This window comes from Natronolimnobius sp. AArcel1, from assembly GCF_011043775.1.
Lineage (GTDB): Archaea > Halobacteriota > Halobacteria > Halobacteriales > Natrialbaceae > Natronolimnobius.
In genome coordinates this window covers 752,302-767,790 of the sequence record NZ_JAAKXY010000002.1, presented here as the reverse complement: position 1 = coordinate 767,790, position 15,489 = coordinate 752,302, and the positions used below count along the sequence as shown (strand labels likewise).

At 64.3% G+C, this 15,489-nt stretch carries 11 protein-coding genes; 7 read left to right on the top strand and 4 right to left on the bottom strand.

All coding sequences use genetic code 11. The annotated features are described in order from the left end of the window. Positions 1-55 precede the first annotated feature (55 nt). Positions 56-835, top strand: coding sequence for an endonuclease NucS domain-containing protein (locus tag G6M89_RS07895; protein WP_165161241.1), 780 nt, complete (start codon positions 56-58; stop codon positions 833-835). A gap of 91 nt (positions 836-926) precedes the next feature. Here G6M89_RS07895 and G6M89_RS07890 read toward each other — a convergent pair whose 3' ends face one another. Both G6M89_RS07890 and endA read right to left on the bottom strand, forming a co-directional pair. After that, complete coding sequence (locus G6M89_RS07890) at positions 927-2,270, bottom strand: cell division protein FtsZ (protein WP_165161240.1); 1,344 nt, start codon at positions 2,268-2,270, stop codon at positions 927-929. A gap of 98 nt (positions 2,271-2,368) precedes the next feature. Beyond that, the gene (endA, locus tag G6M89_RS07885; RefSeq protein WP_165161239.1) at positions 2,369-3,448 is read right to left on the bottom strand and encodes a tRNA-intron lyase; all 1,080 of its coding nucleotides are present in this window, start codon (positions 3,446-3,448) and stop codon (positions 2,369-2,371) included. 178 nt (positions 3,449-3,626) lie between these two features. Between endA and G6M89_RS07880 the strand changes: the two genes are divergently transcribed. From G6M89_RS07880 to G6M89_RS07865, 4 genes are read left to right on the top strand one after another with little or no spacing between them, the layout of a single operon-like run. After that, entirely contained in the window at positions 3,627-6,281 is a 2,655-nt protein-coding gene (locus G6M89_RS07880) for a DUF4129 domain-containing protein (RefSeq protein WP_165161238.1), read from the top strand. Next, positions 6,278-6,949 (top strand): hypothetical protein, encoded by a 672-nt coding sequence (locus G6M89_RS07875; RefSeq protein WP_165161237.1) that lies wholly within the window; start codon positions 6,278-6,280, stop codon positions 6,947-6,949. The genes G6M89_RS07880 and G6M89_RS07875 overlap by 4 nt, the downstream gene beginning before the upstream one ends. Beyond that, a complete protein-coding gene (locus G6M89_RS07870; protein WP_165161236.1) occupies positions 6,942-8,402 on the top strand; it encodes a DUF58 domain-containing protein in 1,461 nt (486 codons plus the stop codon). The genes G6M89_RS07875 and G6M89_RS07870 overlap by 8 nt, the downstream gene beginning before the upstream one ends. Further along, positions 8,402-10,105: a hypothetical protein gene (locus G6M89_RS07865; protein ID WP_165161235.1), complete on the top strand. Its 1,704-nt coding sequence runs from the start codon at positions 8,402-8,404 to the stop codon at positions 10,103-10,105. Before G6M89_RS07870 ends, G6M89_RS07865 begins: the two co-directional genes overlap by 1 nt. An 11-nt stretch (positions 10,106-10,116) precedes the next feature. On the opposite strand, the gene G6M89_RS07860 is transcribed toward G6M89_RS07865, so the two are convergent. Beyond that, the gene (locus tag G6M89_RS07860) at positions 10,117-11,085 is read right to left on the bottom strand and encodes a MoxR family ATPase (protein ID WP_165161234.1); all 969 of its coding nucleotides are present in this window, start codon (positions 11,083-11,085) and stop codon (positions 10,117-10,119) included. A gap of 120 nt (positions 11,086-11,205) precedes the next feature. Here G6M89_RS07860 and G6M89_RS07855 point away from each other — a divergent pair, with 120 nt between their 5' ends. Continuing rightward, positions 11,206-12,795, top strand: a complete 1,590-nt coding sequence (locus G6M89_RS07855; protein WP_165161233.1) for a tryptophan--tRNA ligase — start codon at positions 11,206-11,208, stop codon at positions 12,793-12,795. A 120-nt stretch (positions 12,796-12,915) separates the two neighbouring features. Then, positions 12,916-14,343, top strand: coding sequence for a hypothetical protein (locus tag G6M89_RS07850; protein WP_165161232.1), 1,428 nt, complete (start codon positions 12,916-12,918; stop codon positions 14,341-14,343). A gap of 7 nt (positions 14,344-14,350) precedes the next feature. Here the strand turns inward: G6M89_RS07850 and G6M89_RS07845 are convergent, their stop codons facing one another. Further along, positions 14,351-15,436, bottom strand: coding sequence for a Gfo/Idh/MocA family protein (locus tag G6M89_RS07845; RefSeq protein WP_165161231.1), 1,086 nt, complete (start codon positions 15,434-15,436; stop codon positions 14,351-14,353). Positions 15,437-15,489: the final 53 nt, after the last annotated feature.

Here is a 15,489-nt window from a genome sequence, read left to right as displayed (position 1 = left end):
CGTCACCGGTACACTTGTCCGCGAATTTAAATACGAAACCGGGGCCAACGGTGGTATGATCGACGACGCGATTCGCGTGCTCGCGGGCGACTGTACCGTCATTACTGAGGGCGTCGAACGCGAGGAATACCGCGGCCGCATGACGACAGTGGTCAAGCCGGACAACACCGTCCTCGTCCACGACAGGGACGGCTACCAGCCCGTTGCCTGGCTAACGAGAGCCGACAGCGTCTCGAGTGAGCGTTCGGACGGATTTACCCTCGTGGCGAAAAAAGACACCCAGACGTTGCGGATCGCCGCACACGAACAGGATGGCTTCGCGCACTATCCAGTCTCGGCTGCGGGTCCGCTCGTCGGCACGTGTCCGGACTGTGACGGCGCGCTCGTGCGCTCGAAAGGGGTCCACTGTGTCGACTGTGGCACCCGCTATGGCGTGCCGGCGGATGCGACGATTCAGACCGACCAGAGCCATTGCGACTGTGGATTGCCGCGTATGCGTGTCGAACGCGGTCTCGCGTTTAACGTCTGTCTCGACCGTGATTGTGAGTCACTCGACGCCGCCGTCAAAGAAGCGTTCGACCGCGAATGGGACTGCCCAGAAGCCGACTGTGACGGCGACCTGCGAATCCTTCGCCGAGGCGGCCTCATCGCTGGCTGCGAACACTATCCCGAATGTGACACCGGTTTCGCCATGCCCGCTGGCGTAATCGACGGCGACTGTGGCTGTGGCCTTCCGACGTTCGATGCGCGCTCTGGCACTCGCTGTCTCGACGCTACCTGTGAGCAACTTCATCGCAACACACTCGAGCCAGAGGAAGTCCCAAGCGACGACTGACTCAGTGCAGTGCCGAGTTGCTGATCACCCCAAGACAGTTCGCGGTTGTACCCTCAGTGACCACGACGGATGAACTCGGCTAACAGCGCAGTCAGTCCGATGAGATCGACGCAGTTCGCTCCTCGAGACGCTCGCGAAGGGTGTCGCCGGCAAACGCGACGAGTGCGAAGACCGAGTCACCGTCCGGTCGCGGTGCGTCACCACCGAGGAGTTCGTCGGTTTCAGTCGCCGATTCGACGGTCCGTCGCCCATCGGTGATCGCCTGCCGGTTGAGCCACGCTGGCGGACCACCAACAATCACCAGCGCCCGATCAGCGTCAGCCGCCTCGCACTCGAGGGTGTGCTTGCCGTACAGTGCCTTCTGGATCACTGTCTCGACGGCGCTGTAGGCTGCGGCGGTCTCGACAGCTTCGTCCTCGGCGAACAGTTGCGGACCGATGTCAGGACCGAAACCAAGCCCGAGCAACGAGCCGCCACCGGGGGCGTCGACCTGCTGCGTGCCGTAGCCAATCGAGACGATCGAACTCCGCGAGCCCAGAATCCGCGCCACGTCGTTCGCGTCGATAATCGTCTCCGCCTCTGGAGTCGTGGCTGGCTGTGCCCTCCCCTCGCCCGCATCGCCAGTTGCAGCGAAAAACTTCCCGACACGGGTTGCGAACGCCTCGTTGAGTCGCACCCGCCCATCGGCCAGCGACTCGCCCGTTTTCAGCCACGCCTCGTTATCGAAACAGATGATCGCATCCGCTAGTCCCTCGAGTTGTGCGAGTGTCTGTGTCGCGTTTTCGTCGGCGAGTGGGCGTGTCTCTGCGATTGTGATCCCGTCGGTAGCGGTGTCACCGTCATTGCTCGCTGCGACTGCACTGCCAGCAGTGTCCTTGGTGTCACTGGCCTCAGCCGCCGATTCGCTGGCTGCGCCACGTTGGTCCGCCGCCGCAGTCGCGGGCGAGTCACTGGTGTCGGCTGCATCAGCAACGACATCTTCGACGACGAGCGAGTCGTCGCGCTCCTCGAGTTCGCAGGCGGCTGGCAGCGTCGCGAGGACGTACACCGGGGCATCGTAGAGACGTTTCAGACTCGAGACGAGCGCGGGTGCAGTGCCGCCGCCGGTCGCACCGCCGAGGCCGATGGCGACGAGAAAGCCATCCGCAATCGACGGGTTCCCAGCGTCGAGTTGGCGTTCCAGTTCGTCGACGTGTTCGGTGCCGAGTTCGAGCCCGCGCTGGAGGTTGCCGTTGAGTCCGTGGTTGACGCCGTCGCCGTAGCGATAGCGGTTGTCCTCGGGAACTGTCTCCGGCAGTGACGCCAGCGTGTCAGTATCGGTATCGAACGCGAACGTATCGAGGACGAACGACTGCGGTGTGTCCGCCTCCCACGCACGGATCGCCGCGGCGAGGCGACACCCCCCGCCGCCGACGCCGATCACCTCGAGTTGCATAGCTGATCCGTTCGGCGGGCCGGGATTTTATGGTTCCGTTCGCCTCACTGGGTGATCGGACGCGAGAGAATGCGTTTCAGAGGCAGTAAGGATACAGTTTAGGGCGTCAATCGCTCGATCGACCACCAGTCGATAGTGGGGTCGCCCGATCCGGCACTAGCGTCCTCGACCAGTGCAAACACCATCGTCTTGCGTACGCCGTGGGCCAATCGCACGTCGAGCGAGAGGTCTCGCGGCTCGAAGACGTAGGCTGCGGGATGAACACGAACCAGTAGCTCGGAGTGGTCTAACTCCTCGACCGAGTCGACGTTCGCATAGGTTCGGAAATCCGCACCGAACTTATAGCCCGTCTTCGGGACGACAGCCTGTTCTCGCAAGTGCGTATAGACGGCCAACCGGCGGTCGAAGCGCTCGCCTTCGACCTCACGGCCGCGCGCCCGAACCGTTTCGGGGTCCAGATCGAGCGCCCCACGCTCCGTGAGATACGCTGCCTCGAGCAGTGAACACTGGAGCGTTGGCCGGTCGTACTCCCGTCCCTCGAGTGGCTGGCCGTAAAACGTCCGTTCGTACAGCGACAGCGGCGGATCCCAGACGACGACGCGGTCCGCCAACAGATCGGCTTCGGCGTTGTCGGGCAGCGAAACGTCGGGGTTTGACGATCCGGTCGGCTCGTGGCGACTCACGTCGAAGTACGTAATCTCACTTTCTTCGTCGACGATTGCGTAGACGGCTTCCTCGAGATCGGCGGCTGGAACGTCGGTGCGCTCGCCAATTACCCGCAGTGGGTACTCAATCACGCCGTCACCGGGGCCGTTGCCGCGTGGGAACACGGCAAAGTCAACAGCGTCCTCGGGCGGGTCGTCGATCCACGGTTCGGCCGCTGGCGAGAGATAAAAGCCACGAGAGCGTAGATCAGCATAGACCAGAAAGCGGACGCCGAAGGCGTCACCGGGTTCGCGTGCGATGAACGACTGAAACTCGAGTCGCTCGCCGTCGGTAGTGGTCACCGCCGCAAGGTCGCCGCGGTAGAGCAAATGCGCCGCCTCAACGGGTGCCAGTTCGATCTCGTTTCTCTCGAGCGGGTAGCCATAGCCCCGCGAATCGTGATAGCGCTGGCGTGCATCGCCCCCGACGCGGACGACGCCCGCGTCCTCATCGAATCGCCCCTCGAGTGACATACCAGTGGATTGGTCAGCGGGCATTAAGTCGCTGTGGATCCGCAGATTGGCGATTGCCGTGTCATGTTGCAAACGACTGCGCGCGCATCTGGATAAATCCGTTTTGGCCGGCAATGTGTCACGTGTGCATACGTTTATTGGAGTGGGTCAGATAGGAGACACAAGACAGCGGTCTTGGATGGGATCTGAATCGAAAACAGGTGACGACGCAGTGGCGACGAGCCCGACAGCAAGCCCCGATTGGGGGCAGTTCGGGCTCGTTCTCGTAGCGATTGCCATCCTCGCGCTTGCGGCGGTTGCAATTCCTGCATTGGGCGGTGGTACACTGGGTTTTGGCGGTGATGACCGCGAAGCGGATGGGCCATCGGCGCTGCCCTCGCTGTTCGACGGCGATGGCGAGCAGCGCTCGGATGGATCAGGTGACAGCTCCGCACTCGAGCGCTCCGGTAACGAAGGCGACGAATCAGACGACGAGTCGGGTGATGAAACGGAGACAGATGAGGGCGACGAGCCGAACGACCAGGAAGCAGACGGCGATGAAGTCGACCCAGAAAGTGACGACTGGGACAGTGAGGGCGAACTACCGGACGACAGCACAGAGGACAACGACAACGGCGATATTGACGACTCCCTCGAGGATGCGCCCGATAGCGAGGGTGAAAACGGTGATGGGGACTGGGCGGACGGTGACGAGCGCGAATCAGATGCGTTTGGTGAGGCAGACGAGGGAGGTGACGAGTTCGGAGACGCTGCTGACGGTGACGACGTAGACGACGGGGAGTTCGATGACGCCCCAGCGGCAGACGATGAATCGGGCGACGACGTCACAGACGAGTTTGATCCGGATGACGACACCGACGGTGAACATGAGAGCGACACCCCACTCGAGGACGACACCGACGGTGACGATCCAAATTCGGGTGACACGGATGACGGAGACGACGCCGGAGAACGCACCGACGGTGACGAATTCGCCGACGATGACGTTGACAGCGACGACATCGATGAAGGCGACGGAGTGGAGACAGGTGACGAGACGGCGGGCGATGATGACGAAACTGCAGATGACGAGACTGGCGACGTAGAAGCGACTGACGATACTGGCGAGGAAACAACGGCTGGCGACGAAGAAGCAGCAACTGACGGTGATGAGGAAATAACCGATGACGATGACGCCGAGGAAACAGTAACTGACGATACTGACGAAGACTCGAGCGAGGATGCCGGATCCGGAACCTACGACTACGCACTCGAGCCCGACCCGTCGCCCGGCACGACCGTCGCAGTCACCGTCACGGAAAACGGCGACCCAGTTGTCGGCGAAACAGTCACGTTCAACGGCGAACCGATTGGAACGACCGATAGCTCCGGAACTGTCTCCGGCGAGGTGCCATACACTCAGACGCTCGAGGTCGATACGCCCGGCGCACAGGGCGATCAGAGCCAGGACGTCCGCGAATCGTTGGCTCGAGGTGCCCCAGGCGCATCAGGTGACGGGGCGAGACAGTTCGCACCGGTTCGACAGGATGAACCCGCGAACGAGACGGGAACGGTCATCGAGATGGAGACGAACACGACCCTCGCAGTCGATGGCCCGGCGGTTCCCGGTGGGGACGTAACGCTCGCTGCTGCGGTCAACGACCACCCAATTCCGGACGGGACAGTCGTCGTCGTCGACGGCACCGAAGTCGGCTCGACGGATGCCAACGGAACGGCACAGATTACGCTGCCAGACTCAGACGGAAACACGACCGTCGCCGTCGAGCGCGATGAGATCACCGCCAAGCGAACGATCGACGTACAAGCGCCGACGCTTGCCGTCGAAGAGCGCGTTCCGCTTCCCGGCCGAACCGTCGATGCAACTCTCGAGCACGGTGACGAGCCGGTCGAGAACGCGACAGTGCTTGTCGACGGGGAGGAAGCGGGGACGACCGGCGCTGACGGGACGGCAGCCGTCCAACTCCCTGTCGCAAGCGAGGCGACGCTCGGCGCGACGGTTGGCGGGACGACGACGGAGACCGTCATTGACGGCCTTTACCGGAACGCCGCGCTCGTCGCGCTCGGTGCAGTCAGCCTCGTGCTCGCCGGTTTGTGGCTGCTTCGGCGCCGATTCGGCGTTAGCGCCTCGAGTGTGCGCTCACTACCAGCAAGAGTCGCCGACCTCGTCCGGCGCGCGGGCGCGCTGTTCCAGTCACTCGGACGCTGGCTCGTCGACGCCGTCGTCAGGCTCGCGCATGGACTCGAGGCCGCCGGCCAGTGGCTCGCCGCCCGACTTCGGGACGCCGGAGACGCGCTGGCTCGAGCGGGGCGCTGGCTTGCGGCGTTGCCACGGGCGCTTGCCACGCAGGGACTGACTGCGCTCGCGGCGATACATCCCCGACGACTGTACCGGCTGCTCGTCGGCGCGCTTCGGTCACTCCTGCGCTCGTCAAAACAGCGCGTCGAAGCCGCGGCCTCGAGTGCGAGTCAGGGTCGATCCGCGCCGAGTGCTGGCAGCACCGAAACCGACGCGGACAGCCGGACGCTTCGGACGCTCTGGCGGGAGTTCGTCCGACTGGTCCGACCACCGCGGCTGCGGACGCAGACCCCCGGCGAGATCGGCCGCCATGCAATCAAGCGTGGCTTTCCCGAGCCACCGGTCCGAACCGTCGTCGAGACGTTCCGAGACGCCGAGTACGGCGAGACACCACCATCAGACTCACGACTCGAGCAGGTTCAATCGGCGGTTCGGACGGTCGCAGGTGACGATGACGGTGACGACGAGAGTGATGGGACAGACTCCGACGACACCGAAACCGACGAAAATCGACACAGCGAGGAGGGACAGCCATGAGGCGACGCTCGCTACTCGATTGGGTACTCATCGCGCTCGTGCTCGTCGCACTCGGCTTTGCGAGCGTGCTGGCAATCCGACCCGCACTGCTCCCGCCGGCTGTGCTCGAGGCCGTAATCACCCTCGAGACGGCCGTCGACCCGGATCACGCGCTCATCGCAATCGCCGTCGTCGTCGGCCTGTTCGCGCTCTGGCGATCGTACTTCTCAGGTGCGACGGACGTTCAAGATGCTGGCCCTGACGAGCAGGACAGACGCAGGGAGGAAGCATTGAAAGCGGCGATAACCGGCGCAGCGCCTGGGTCGGCCGAGCCACGCGTCGTCGGCGCGGGCGCAACCGAACGCGTCGAGCGGACGGTCGCCGCACTCGAGCGCGGCCAGCGAGCGACGATGGAACGCGATGCCGTCACCGAGGATGTACGCGACTCACTTCGCGCCGTCGAACGCGCCAACGGCTACTCGAGCGACGAAGCCGACGAACGGATTCGAACGGGTGCGTGGACTGACGACACCGTCGCCGCCGTCTTCCTCGGCGATGCAACCGCCGGCACGTTCTCGCTCGGCCAGCGCCTTCGCATGTGGTTGTTCCCCGGCCGCACGTTCGAACAACGCCTCGAGCGGACACTCACCGCGCTCGAGCAGTATACAACGGAGGGCGACGATGCGTAACGGCCAGGTCCGCGTCTCGCGCTGGCACTCTGGCGTCGTCGCCGCCAGTGTCCTCGTGACTGCTGGAATCCTGTCGGGGTCGGCTGCACTCTTGCTCGCCGCAATCGTCCCGATTACGTACCTCGGATACGCTGCGCTATCGTCCGTTCCAGCCCCCGAAACGGCGGTCTCCCTCGAGCGCGAATGGGCACCGAAAACGCCGCTTCCGGGCGAGCAAATCGAGGTGACGCTCACGGTTCGCAACGAGTCTGACCGAACACTGCCGGACGTTCGGGTGGCAGACGGCGTTCCCGACACGCTCGAGGTCATCGACGGCGAGGCGATGGCTGCGATGACACTCCGGGCCGGCGAGGAGACAACGCTCGAGTACACGCTGCAGCCCCGGCGCGGGACGTACGTTTTTGGCGCGCCATGGGTTCGCCTGCGGAGCCTGAGCGCGACAGCCGTCGCCACTGGCGAAGTGGCGGTCGCGGGTGACACCGACCTCGAGTGTCGAGTTCCGCTCGACGGCCTGCCAGTACATCGCGAGACGATTCCGTTCGCGGGGTCGGTCGCAAGCGATAGCGGCGGCCCCGGCTACGAGTTCCACTCGACGCGAGAGTACCAGCAGGGTGACCCGCTGAGCCGGATCAACTGGCGACGGTATGCCCGAACCGGCGAACTCGGGACGGTCCAGTATCGCGAGCAGGAGTCGACGAACGTCGTCATTCTTGTCGATGGACGCTCCGACGCAGGCATGGCAGCAGCACCCGGACGCCCAGACGGACTCACGCTCGCTGCCTACGCGGCCATTGTCACGAGCACCACGCTCTCGAACGGCGGCCACAACGTCGGCCTCGCTGGTCTCGGCGTGCGCGGCGAGACACCCGGCGTTTACACTGGTCCCCCAGCGTACGTCGAACCCGGCACCAGCGCAGACGTTAGCGGCCGGATTGCTCGCGTCTGTGACGCCATCGCCGCCCGTGCCAGCGGGACGACGCTCTCGAGTGGGGGTAGTGGCAGTGCTGATTCCTCGCCAACACGCCCGCGTGGCTCCCAGAAACGCGAGCAGTCACAGTCGCCACCTGACTCGAGCGGCGAGCAGGCGCCGCTCCAGACTGACGGCCGTGGTCGGACGACTCGTCAAACGACGGCCAGCAACACGGTGTCAGCGACCGATGTCGACCACCTCGATGCCTTGCTGCCGGCCGGCTGCCAACTCGTGCTCTGTACGCCAGCCGTCGATGACGAGATCATCGAGTACGGTACTGCACTCCGGCGACGAGGCTACCGCATGTCGGTCGTCTCGCCGGACGTCACCGGCGCGGACACCGCCGGCGCACGACTGGCAGCCGTCACGCGGAAGGCCCGCCTCGAGCGACTGCGCCGTCTCGACGTGCCGGTTGCGGACTGGGACCCCGAAACGCGGCTCGTCACAGCACTGGGGCGTGGTTTCGGCGAGGTGATTCACTGATGGCACCCCCACATGACTCGAGGACTCGGCACTCCGAATCGGCGGCCTCAGCGTCAGGGGCAGAAACGGTCAGTGCGCCCGTTACCGCGGTGACGACGATTCTCGCGACGCTCGCCGGCATTGCGCTGCTCACACTCGGGAGTGACCCGCTCGCCGGAGCGCTCGCAGTCATCACGGGTGGCTTGCTCACGGCCACCGTCACCGCAGCAAAACGGGGGACACCGGGCGGGCGTGGCGTCGGCAGCATGCTCGTCGTGGTCACCGCAGTCGGGCTAACCGGCGCAATCGCGCTTGCGGCGACGAACGGCCCGCTTTCCGATGGGATCATCGCTCGAGTCGGACTCGTTCTCGCCATTGCGCTGGCCACGTTTGGCGCGACAGCGACCGTGACGGGCGCAGTCGGCGGCGGCGCTGTCCGCGCTGCGTTGCCGATTCCCGTCCTGACGGCGCTTCCGCTGAGTATCGTTGCCCTCGCCTATCTCGAGGCTGTTCGCTCTCGAGTCGATGAATTTGCTGGCGTTGCAAGCGACTCGAGTGGCGGGTCGGTCGTCACAAATGCAGTTCTCTCACCGGACGAACCCGTCCTCGCCATCGCGACGTTCGTCACGCTCGTCGTTGCGGTGCTCTGGGTGTGCGCGTACGTTCTCCCGAAACTACCGATTGCAGAACTCGTGGCTCGAGACCGGCGTGATCGAACTCGGCAGAAAATTGAGCGAACCGCGAAGATGGCCGGGCTTGCCGGACTGTTGCTCTTGCCGACGAGTGTTGGGCTGGCTGCCACGGCAACGCTCAGCGCAACCGGTGCGTTCCCGTCGGAGATTGCGTCTACGCTCGAGACGTGGGTGTTCCCACTGACGACGATGACCGGAATCCGCGTCGCGGTTCTGGCCGCGATCGCGGTGCTGGTGGCGTTACTCGTGCTCTCGTGGGTGCCGAGCCTGTACCGGCTTCGCTATCACCCGTTCGTCGCCTGGGCACCCGTCTTCTCGGGCGGCCTCTTCGTCAGCGTGTTGCTCGTGGTCGGCTATCCAGCCGCCTTCGAGCGATGGATCCAGCCCGCACTCGAGGAGGCGACAGTGAGTAACGAACCACTCGCGATTCCCGGTGGTGGCGACGTGGTACCGGCGGGAGAGTTGGTGCCCATTCTCGCGCCACCAAATGGAATTGCCCTCCTTTCAATTGCGACGATTTCGCTGATCGGCACGATCACTGGAGTGCTGGTTACTGTCTGGCTACTTGGCTCGATTGGCCCGCTCCCGGATCGTGGTGCACCTGGCTCGCTGGGTGCCGGCGCACTCGTTTTCGGCGCGATCATCGCGGGGATTGACGGCGCAAGCGCACTCGTCGTCAGCGCCGTTGTCGTCTGCGCGCTCATCACGTGGGACGGTGCCGTCTACGGCGTCTCAGTGACCGAAGAACTCGGCCGCGAGACGGGCGTCCGGCGGCCAGCACTGGCACACACGACTGGCTCCGTCCTCGTCGGCGTCGTCGCTGTTGCGCTCGTCGCCACGCTTCCGCGACTCCTCGAGCGACTAACCGTCAGTACCGGAATCACGGTCGCTGCGAGTCTAATCATCGCGTTGGTCCTCTTGTTTGTCCTGCTCAAACGCTGGGCTGGCGCGGAGTGGGAAGCGCCGCCGGAGTCGCTGACGCCCGACTCGTCAGGTCCTAACACTGATCGAACGGACGGACGGGAACAGTAACTGACGCGACCTTACGGATCGACCGCCGGCACTTCGACGCGGTTCAACACGTCGCGGACGACACTCACGCCGTCGACGCCCTCGATTCTGGCATCCGTAGTCAACACAAGTCGATGTTGCATCATCGGCTCGGCGATTCGCTTGATATCGTCCGGTGCAACGTACTCTCGCCCCTCGAGCGTCGCTCTGGCTCGAGCAGCCTCGTAGTAGCGCTGAATCCCGCGCGGGGAGATGCCGATCTCAACACGGCTATCCGCGCGCGTCTCACGAGCGAGGTCGACGAGATACTCACGGACAGCGGGTGCCATCGAGATGCGCTCGGGGACAGCCTGCAGGTCTTGGACGCCCGCCGTGTCGAGGACCGGATCGACCGTCGGCAGCTTCGTCTCGCGTTGGCTCCGTCGCTCGAGCAACTCGAGTTCGCCCTCGCGGCCGGGATACCCAATCGAGGTCTTCATCATGAAGCGGTCGCGCTGGGCTTCGGGGAGTTCGAACGTGCCCTCCTGTTCGACCGGGTTCTGCGTCGCAATCACCAAGAATGGGTCCGGCAGGTCGCGGGTTTCCCCATCGACGGTAACCTGTCCCTCGTCCATCGCTTCAAGCAGCGCGGCCTGCGTCTTTGGCGGCGCACGATTGATCTCGTCGGCCAGCACGACGTTTGCGAAGACCGGCCCGGGCGTGAACTCGAACTCGCCGCTTTGTTCGTTGAAAATGTGTGAGCCCGTGATGTCGTTCGGCAGGAGGTCCGGCGTAAACTGAATCCGGGAGAACTCGAGGCCGAGCGCCTGTGCGACGGTGACTGCCGTAAGCGTCTTTCCCGTCCCCGGGACGTCCTCGAGCAGGATATGCCCGCGAGCCAGCGCCGCGGTGAGAACGTGCTCGAGAAATTCCCGGTCCGTAATTACTGCGTCGCTGATCCGAGAGAGGACCTCGGTGCAGGTGTCGCTTGCCGTACCGACGGAGACGCCGTCATCTGCCATCGGTCGGTGTTGTCCGCGCCGTCACATGAAGATACTGGCACCCGAGCTTACGAAGGGCGGGACGGCACGGAGACTCGAGAAGCGAAGGCTTTTGCGAACCGGACGCACAACACGAAACTAATGACCGGAGACGATTCACGCGAGGAGCCTACTGCGAACGAGTCAGGGACCCCAGTACCCGATGGAGGAGCCGCCGGAGCAGATGACGTTGCACTGGACCCCTGGGGATCCTCGTCCGTCTCCGACTACCGCAAACTGTTCGAGGAGTTCGGCATCGAGGAGTTCGACGAGGTCCTCGAGGAGGTGCCGAATCCGCACTATCTGATGCGCCGGGGCGTCATCTTCGGCCACCGCGACTACCGCCCGGTCGCCGAAGCACTGCAAAACGACGAACCAGCGGCTGTCCTGTCGGGATTCATGCCCACCGGCGACCCCCACATCGGCCACAAACTCGTCTTCGACGAGATCATCTGGCACCAGCAACAAGGCGCAGACGCCTACGGCCTAATCGCCGATCTCGAGGCGAACTCTGCTCGCGGCATGAGCTGGGAGGAGATCGACGAACACGCCCGCGACTACCTGCTCTCGTTGCTCGCACTCGGCTTCGACCCCGAAGAGGGAACGCTCTATCGTCAGTCCGAAAACCGCGAACTACAGGATCTTTCCTTCGAACTCGGCGCTGAGGCCAACTTCTCCGAGTTTCAGGCCATCTACGGCTTCGACGGCGAGACCGACGTTTCGCACATGCAGTCCGTCGTCACCCAGATGGCAGACATCCTCTACCCACAACTCGAGGAGCCAAAACCCACCGTCATCCCCGTCGGCCCGGATCAGGATCCACACGTCCGCCTAGCGAGGGACCTCGCCGAACGGATGCGATTCTTCAAGGTCAGCGAAGCGTACGCCAGCTTCGAACTCGAGCCCGCAGAACGCGCCCTCGTGGCGACGTTCTACGATGACCTCGATCCGGCCGACTTCGACGACGACACACTGCGCTGTACCCACGTCGCTGACGCGCTCGCCGAAACGCCGCTTGCCGACCTCGAGACCGACGCCGACACGTTGAGTTCAGTCCTGACGAAACTCGAGGAGGCAGGTATGGAGCCGGTTCGGCCGCGTACGCGATTTTCCGACCGGCGGGCGACCGAGGACGCCTTCGACGCGCTGATCGACGCCATCGAGGGCGAAAAGCGCGTCTACGAGAACCACATCGACGCCTTTGAGATCGACCGCGCTGCGGCCGAAGCGTTGGCTCGGGAGATCGAAGTCGACAACGGCGGCTACGGCTTTCAGCCACCGTCGTCGATCTACCACCGCTTCATGACTGGGCTGACGGGCGGGAAAATGTCCTCATCGAACCCAGCGAGCCACATCTCCTTGCTTGACGACCCCGAGGACGGCTACGACAAAGTGAAAGCCGCGACTACCGGCGGCCGCGAAACCGCCGAGGAGCAGCGCGAGAAAGGCGGCAAAGCCGACGAGTGTCCCGTCTACGAACTCTACGCCTACCTGCTCGCCGGGGACGACGACGAGTTCGCCAAAGAGGTCTACGACGAATGTGTCGGCGGCGAACGCCTCTGTGGCGGCTGTAAGGAACAAGCCGCCGAACTCATGCGCAAGTTCCTCGCAGACCACCAAGAGAAACGCGACGAAGTCGAAGACCTGCTCGAGGAGACGGATATCGAACTCGAGTCACCGCGCCGACGGTAAGAGACAGCGTCACTCCTCATCGACGACTGCAGCCACATCCATACTGTAGTCGAGCCAATTATTCGAGCGCGAATGTCTGACGAAAATATATAGGGCCGTTCGTGAAATGGCTGGGCACGGATGTCCCGCCCTCCCCGTGACGCGGACGAACTCCTGATCTGTGCTGACGTTCTCGGCGCGTTCGGCGTCACACCCGCGGATATTACCCGCGGCCGACGACGCACACCCGCCAGCGACGACAGCCTCGAGGCCGCGCTCGCTAATCTGCTCGCCGACGGGCGCGACCGAACGACTGTCCTCCGGCGGACCATCGCCCAGAGCGACCGCGGCGTGAGTTGTCCCGCCCGCTACAGCGAGGGCGAACTCGAGGCGGAACTCACAGTTGTTTTCGATGCCATCGACTGGACCCTCGAGTGCGAACGCTGGGGCGGGTCGGGGACACAACGATGGACGCTTCGGACGAGCGATCACCGCGGACGCGAGCGCGAGACAACGCTCGAGTATCCGACGACGCCCCTCGGGAGCGACAATCTGCCGGCCGTGTTGCGTGCGATCAACGAGTCGCTGTTGTCGGGCACGCACGCCCGATTCGTCCTGCTTTCCTCGGGCATCGACCGCTGGCAGGCCGCGCTGGTCGACGGGCGCGACGACGACCGTCTGCGCGAACGGTACGGGTCGCGGATTTCGGTCGTGGGCCAGCCGTTGCTTCCCGAAGATGGCCTCGAGGCGTACGCTCCCGACGAGGGCGAGGTGATTAGCTTCGGCGAGGATGGACCGTGGCCGGCGTGGGCGCACGAGCGCGAGCCGACGAGTGCCTCGCAATCAGCTGCAAAATCTGACCCCCACTCAGGCGCGACTGATACGGCCGCTGTCGACTCTCTCATCGAGGAAGCCGAGCATGGCGGCACAACAGCTGACGACTCGAGCGCCAGTACTCCGGAGTCCTCGAGCCCCAATGCTTCAAAGTCCTCGAGTCGCGATGACCACAACTCGAGCGTTGACCAGCGTGAGTCGACGGCTGCGACGGCCGACACGACAGCGCCCACAGCGGAGCGAGACGGCTTCGAGCTCTGTGGTTCGCCGACGGTCTCGAGGGTTAGCGACGAGGACGCCAATACGTCAGCCGAGACCGACGATAACGACCGTTCTGAACGGATTTCGAACGAGGCCTCGAGTGAATCGGATTCGAACTCATCAGCGGAAACCGACGATAACGACGGCTTTAGCTCGCTGTCAGGATCGTCGACCACGGCCCGCGTCTCGAACGACTCCTTCGGCAGCGACGTCGAATGGGAAAGCGACACCGACCGCTACCGAGCGCTCGGGGCCGCACTCGGCGCTGGCGGCAACGTCTCCGTTCGTGGCCTGCTCGAGGATGAGGAGTTCCTGCCGGAACTGCCCGCGATGGAACCCGAGGAGACGCGCCTCCGATACGAGGACCCGTTCGACCCCGGCGCGCTCCGCGAGGCGAAAGCGGCCGCCGAGCAGTCGGGATTCGTCTGGGTCGATTCGGGAACGCTCGAGACGACGCGGGTCTCGAACGGGTGAGTCTTAGTTAGTCAGCAGCAGGGTCGGGCTCGAGCGCGCCCGACTCGACCATCTCGTGGAGTGGATTCCCCTCTATCTCGAGCGGGAAGTCCACGCGGCCGCGGCGGCGGGCGGACTCCCAGATGCCGAAGATAATTTCGGTCGTGTTGAGCGCCCGTCGTGCGCTGAGTTCCGGTTCTGCGCCGGTCTCGAGACACTCGACGACGTGCGCAATGGCGTCGTTGATCGGGTCCGTCCAGGCACCTTCCTCGAGCGTGCGTCGGTTCCAGTCGGCCTCGCCGTGGCCGCGCCAGCGGACGACGTTGTCCGCGTCTTCGTCGTCCGGATTCACGTCGAGGACGCCGTCGGTGCCGGTAAAGCGCATGTGTGCGGGGATGAGCGAGTTCCCCTTGCCGGTGGTGACGACGCCGTACACGCCGTTGTCGTACTCCCACTGGGCGAACGCCTGATTCTCGTTGTGCACGCCGAACCAGCGGTTCTCCTCGCGATAGTCGATCTGGCCGAGCACCCACTCCGCCGGGCGGTCGCCGACCACGCCGGTCGCGAAATCGAACTCGTGCGTGCCGCCGTCGTAGATGTTTCCAAGTGAGAGTTCGACGCGCTCGAGAGAGCCGATTTCGCCCGACTCGATGAGGTCGCGGGCCTCAACCCACGTCGGCTTGAACCGGCGCATGTGGTTGAACGTGAGTTGGACGCCGCGTTGCTGGCAGACTCGAGCCATTCGCTCTGCGCCGTCCCAGGTGAGGTCCATGGGCTTCTCGCAGTGGATCGCCTCGACGCTGTCGGCGCGGGCGCAGTCGATGACCACGTCGGCGTGGATGTCCGGCCAGACGGAGATCGAGACGATATCGGGCTCGGCTTTGGCGAGCATCGTCTCGTAATCCGCGTACGTGTGTTCGCCCGCGATATCGAACTCGTCGGCGAAGGCGGCCGCGCGGTCGGCGTCGATATCCGCACAGGCAGCGAGCGTACAGTTCTCGAGAGCCTCGTAGGCCTCTGCGTGGTAGTAGTTCATCGCGAAGCCGTCGGGGCCTGGATTGGTCAGGTCGGCCGCGTCGCCGGTGCCGATGAACGCGACGGTGTAGTCAGTCATAGCCTCGAGTGGCGCAGGGAGTCGGTTAGTTCTTTGCCAACGAGTCTCGTCTG

What these genes read in the sequence shown, in the direction of transcription:
- G6M89_RS07895 (WP_165161241.1), top strand. Translation starts at nt 56, where the DNA reads ATGATCGACGACGCGATTCGCGTGCTCGCGGGCGACTGTACCGTCATT.
- G6M89_RS07890 (WP_165161240.1), bottom strand. Translation starts at nt 2,270, where the DNA reads ATGCAACTCGAGGTGATCGGCGTCGGCGGCGGGGGGTGTCGCCTCGCC.
- endA (WP_165161239.1), bottom strand. Translation starts at nt 3,448, where the DNA reads ATGTCACTCGAGGGGCGATTCGATGAGGACGCGGGCGTCGTCCGCGTC.
- G6M89_RS07880 (WP_165161238.1), top strand. Translation starts at nt 3,627, where the DNA reads ATGGGATCTGAATCGAAAACAGGTGACGACGCAGTGGCGACGAGCCCG.
- G6M89_RS07875 (WP_165161237.1), top strand. Translation starts at nt 6,278, where the DNA reads ATGAGGCGACGCTCGCTACTCGATTGGGTACTCATCGCGCTCGTGCTC.
- G6M89_RS07870 (WP_165161236.1), top strand. Translation starts at nt 6,942, where the DNA reads ATGCGTAACGGCCAGGTCCGCGTCTCGCGCTGGCACTCTGGCGTCGTC.
- G6M89_RS07865 (WP_165161235.1), top strand. Translation starts at nt 8,402, where the DNA reads ATGGCACCCCCACATGACTCGAGGACTCGGCACTCCGAATCGGCGGCC.
- G6M89_RS07860 (WP_165161234.1), bottom strand. Translation starts at nt 11,085, where the DNA reads ATGGCAGATGACGGCGTCTCCGTCGGTACGGCAAGCGACACCTGCACC.
- G6M89_RS07855 (WP_165161233.1), top strand. Translation starts at nt 11,206, where the DNA reads ATGACCGGAGACGATTCACGCGAGGAGCCTACTGCGAACGAGTCAGGG.
- G6M89_RS07850 (WP_165161232.1), top strand. Translation starts at nt 12,916, where the DNA reads ATGTCCCGCCCTCCCCGTGACGCGGACGAACTCCTGATCTGTGCTGAC.
- G6M89_RS07845 (WP_165161231.1), bottom strand. Translation starts at nt 15,436, where the DNA reads ATGACTGACTACACCGTCGCGTTCATCGGCACCGGCGACGCGGCCGAC.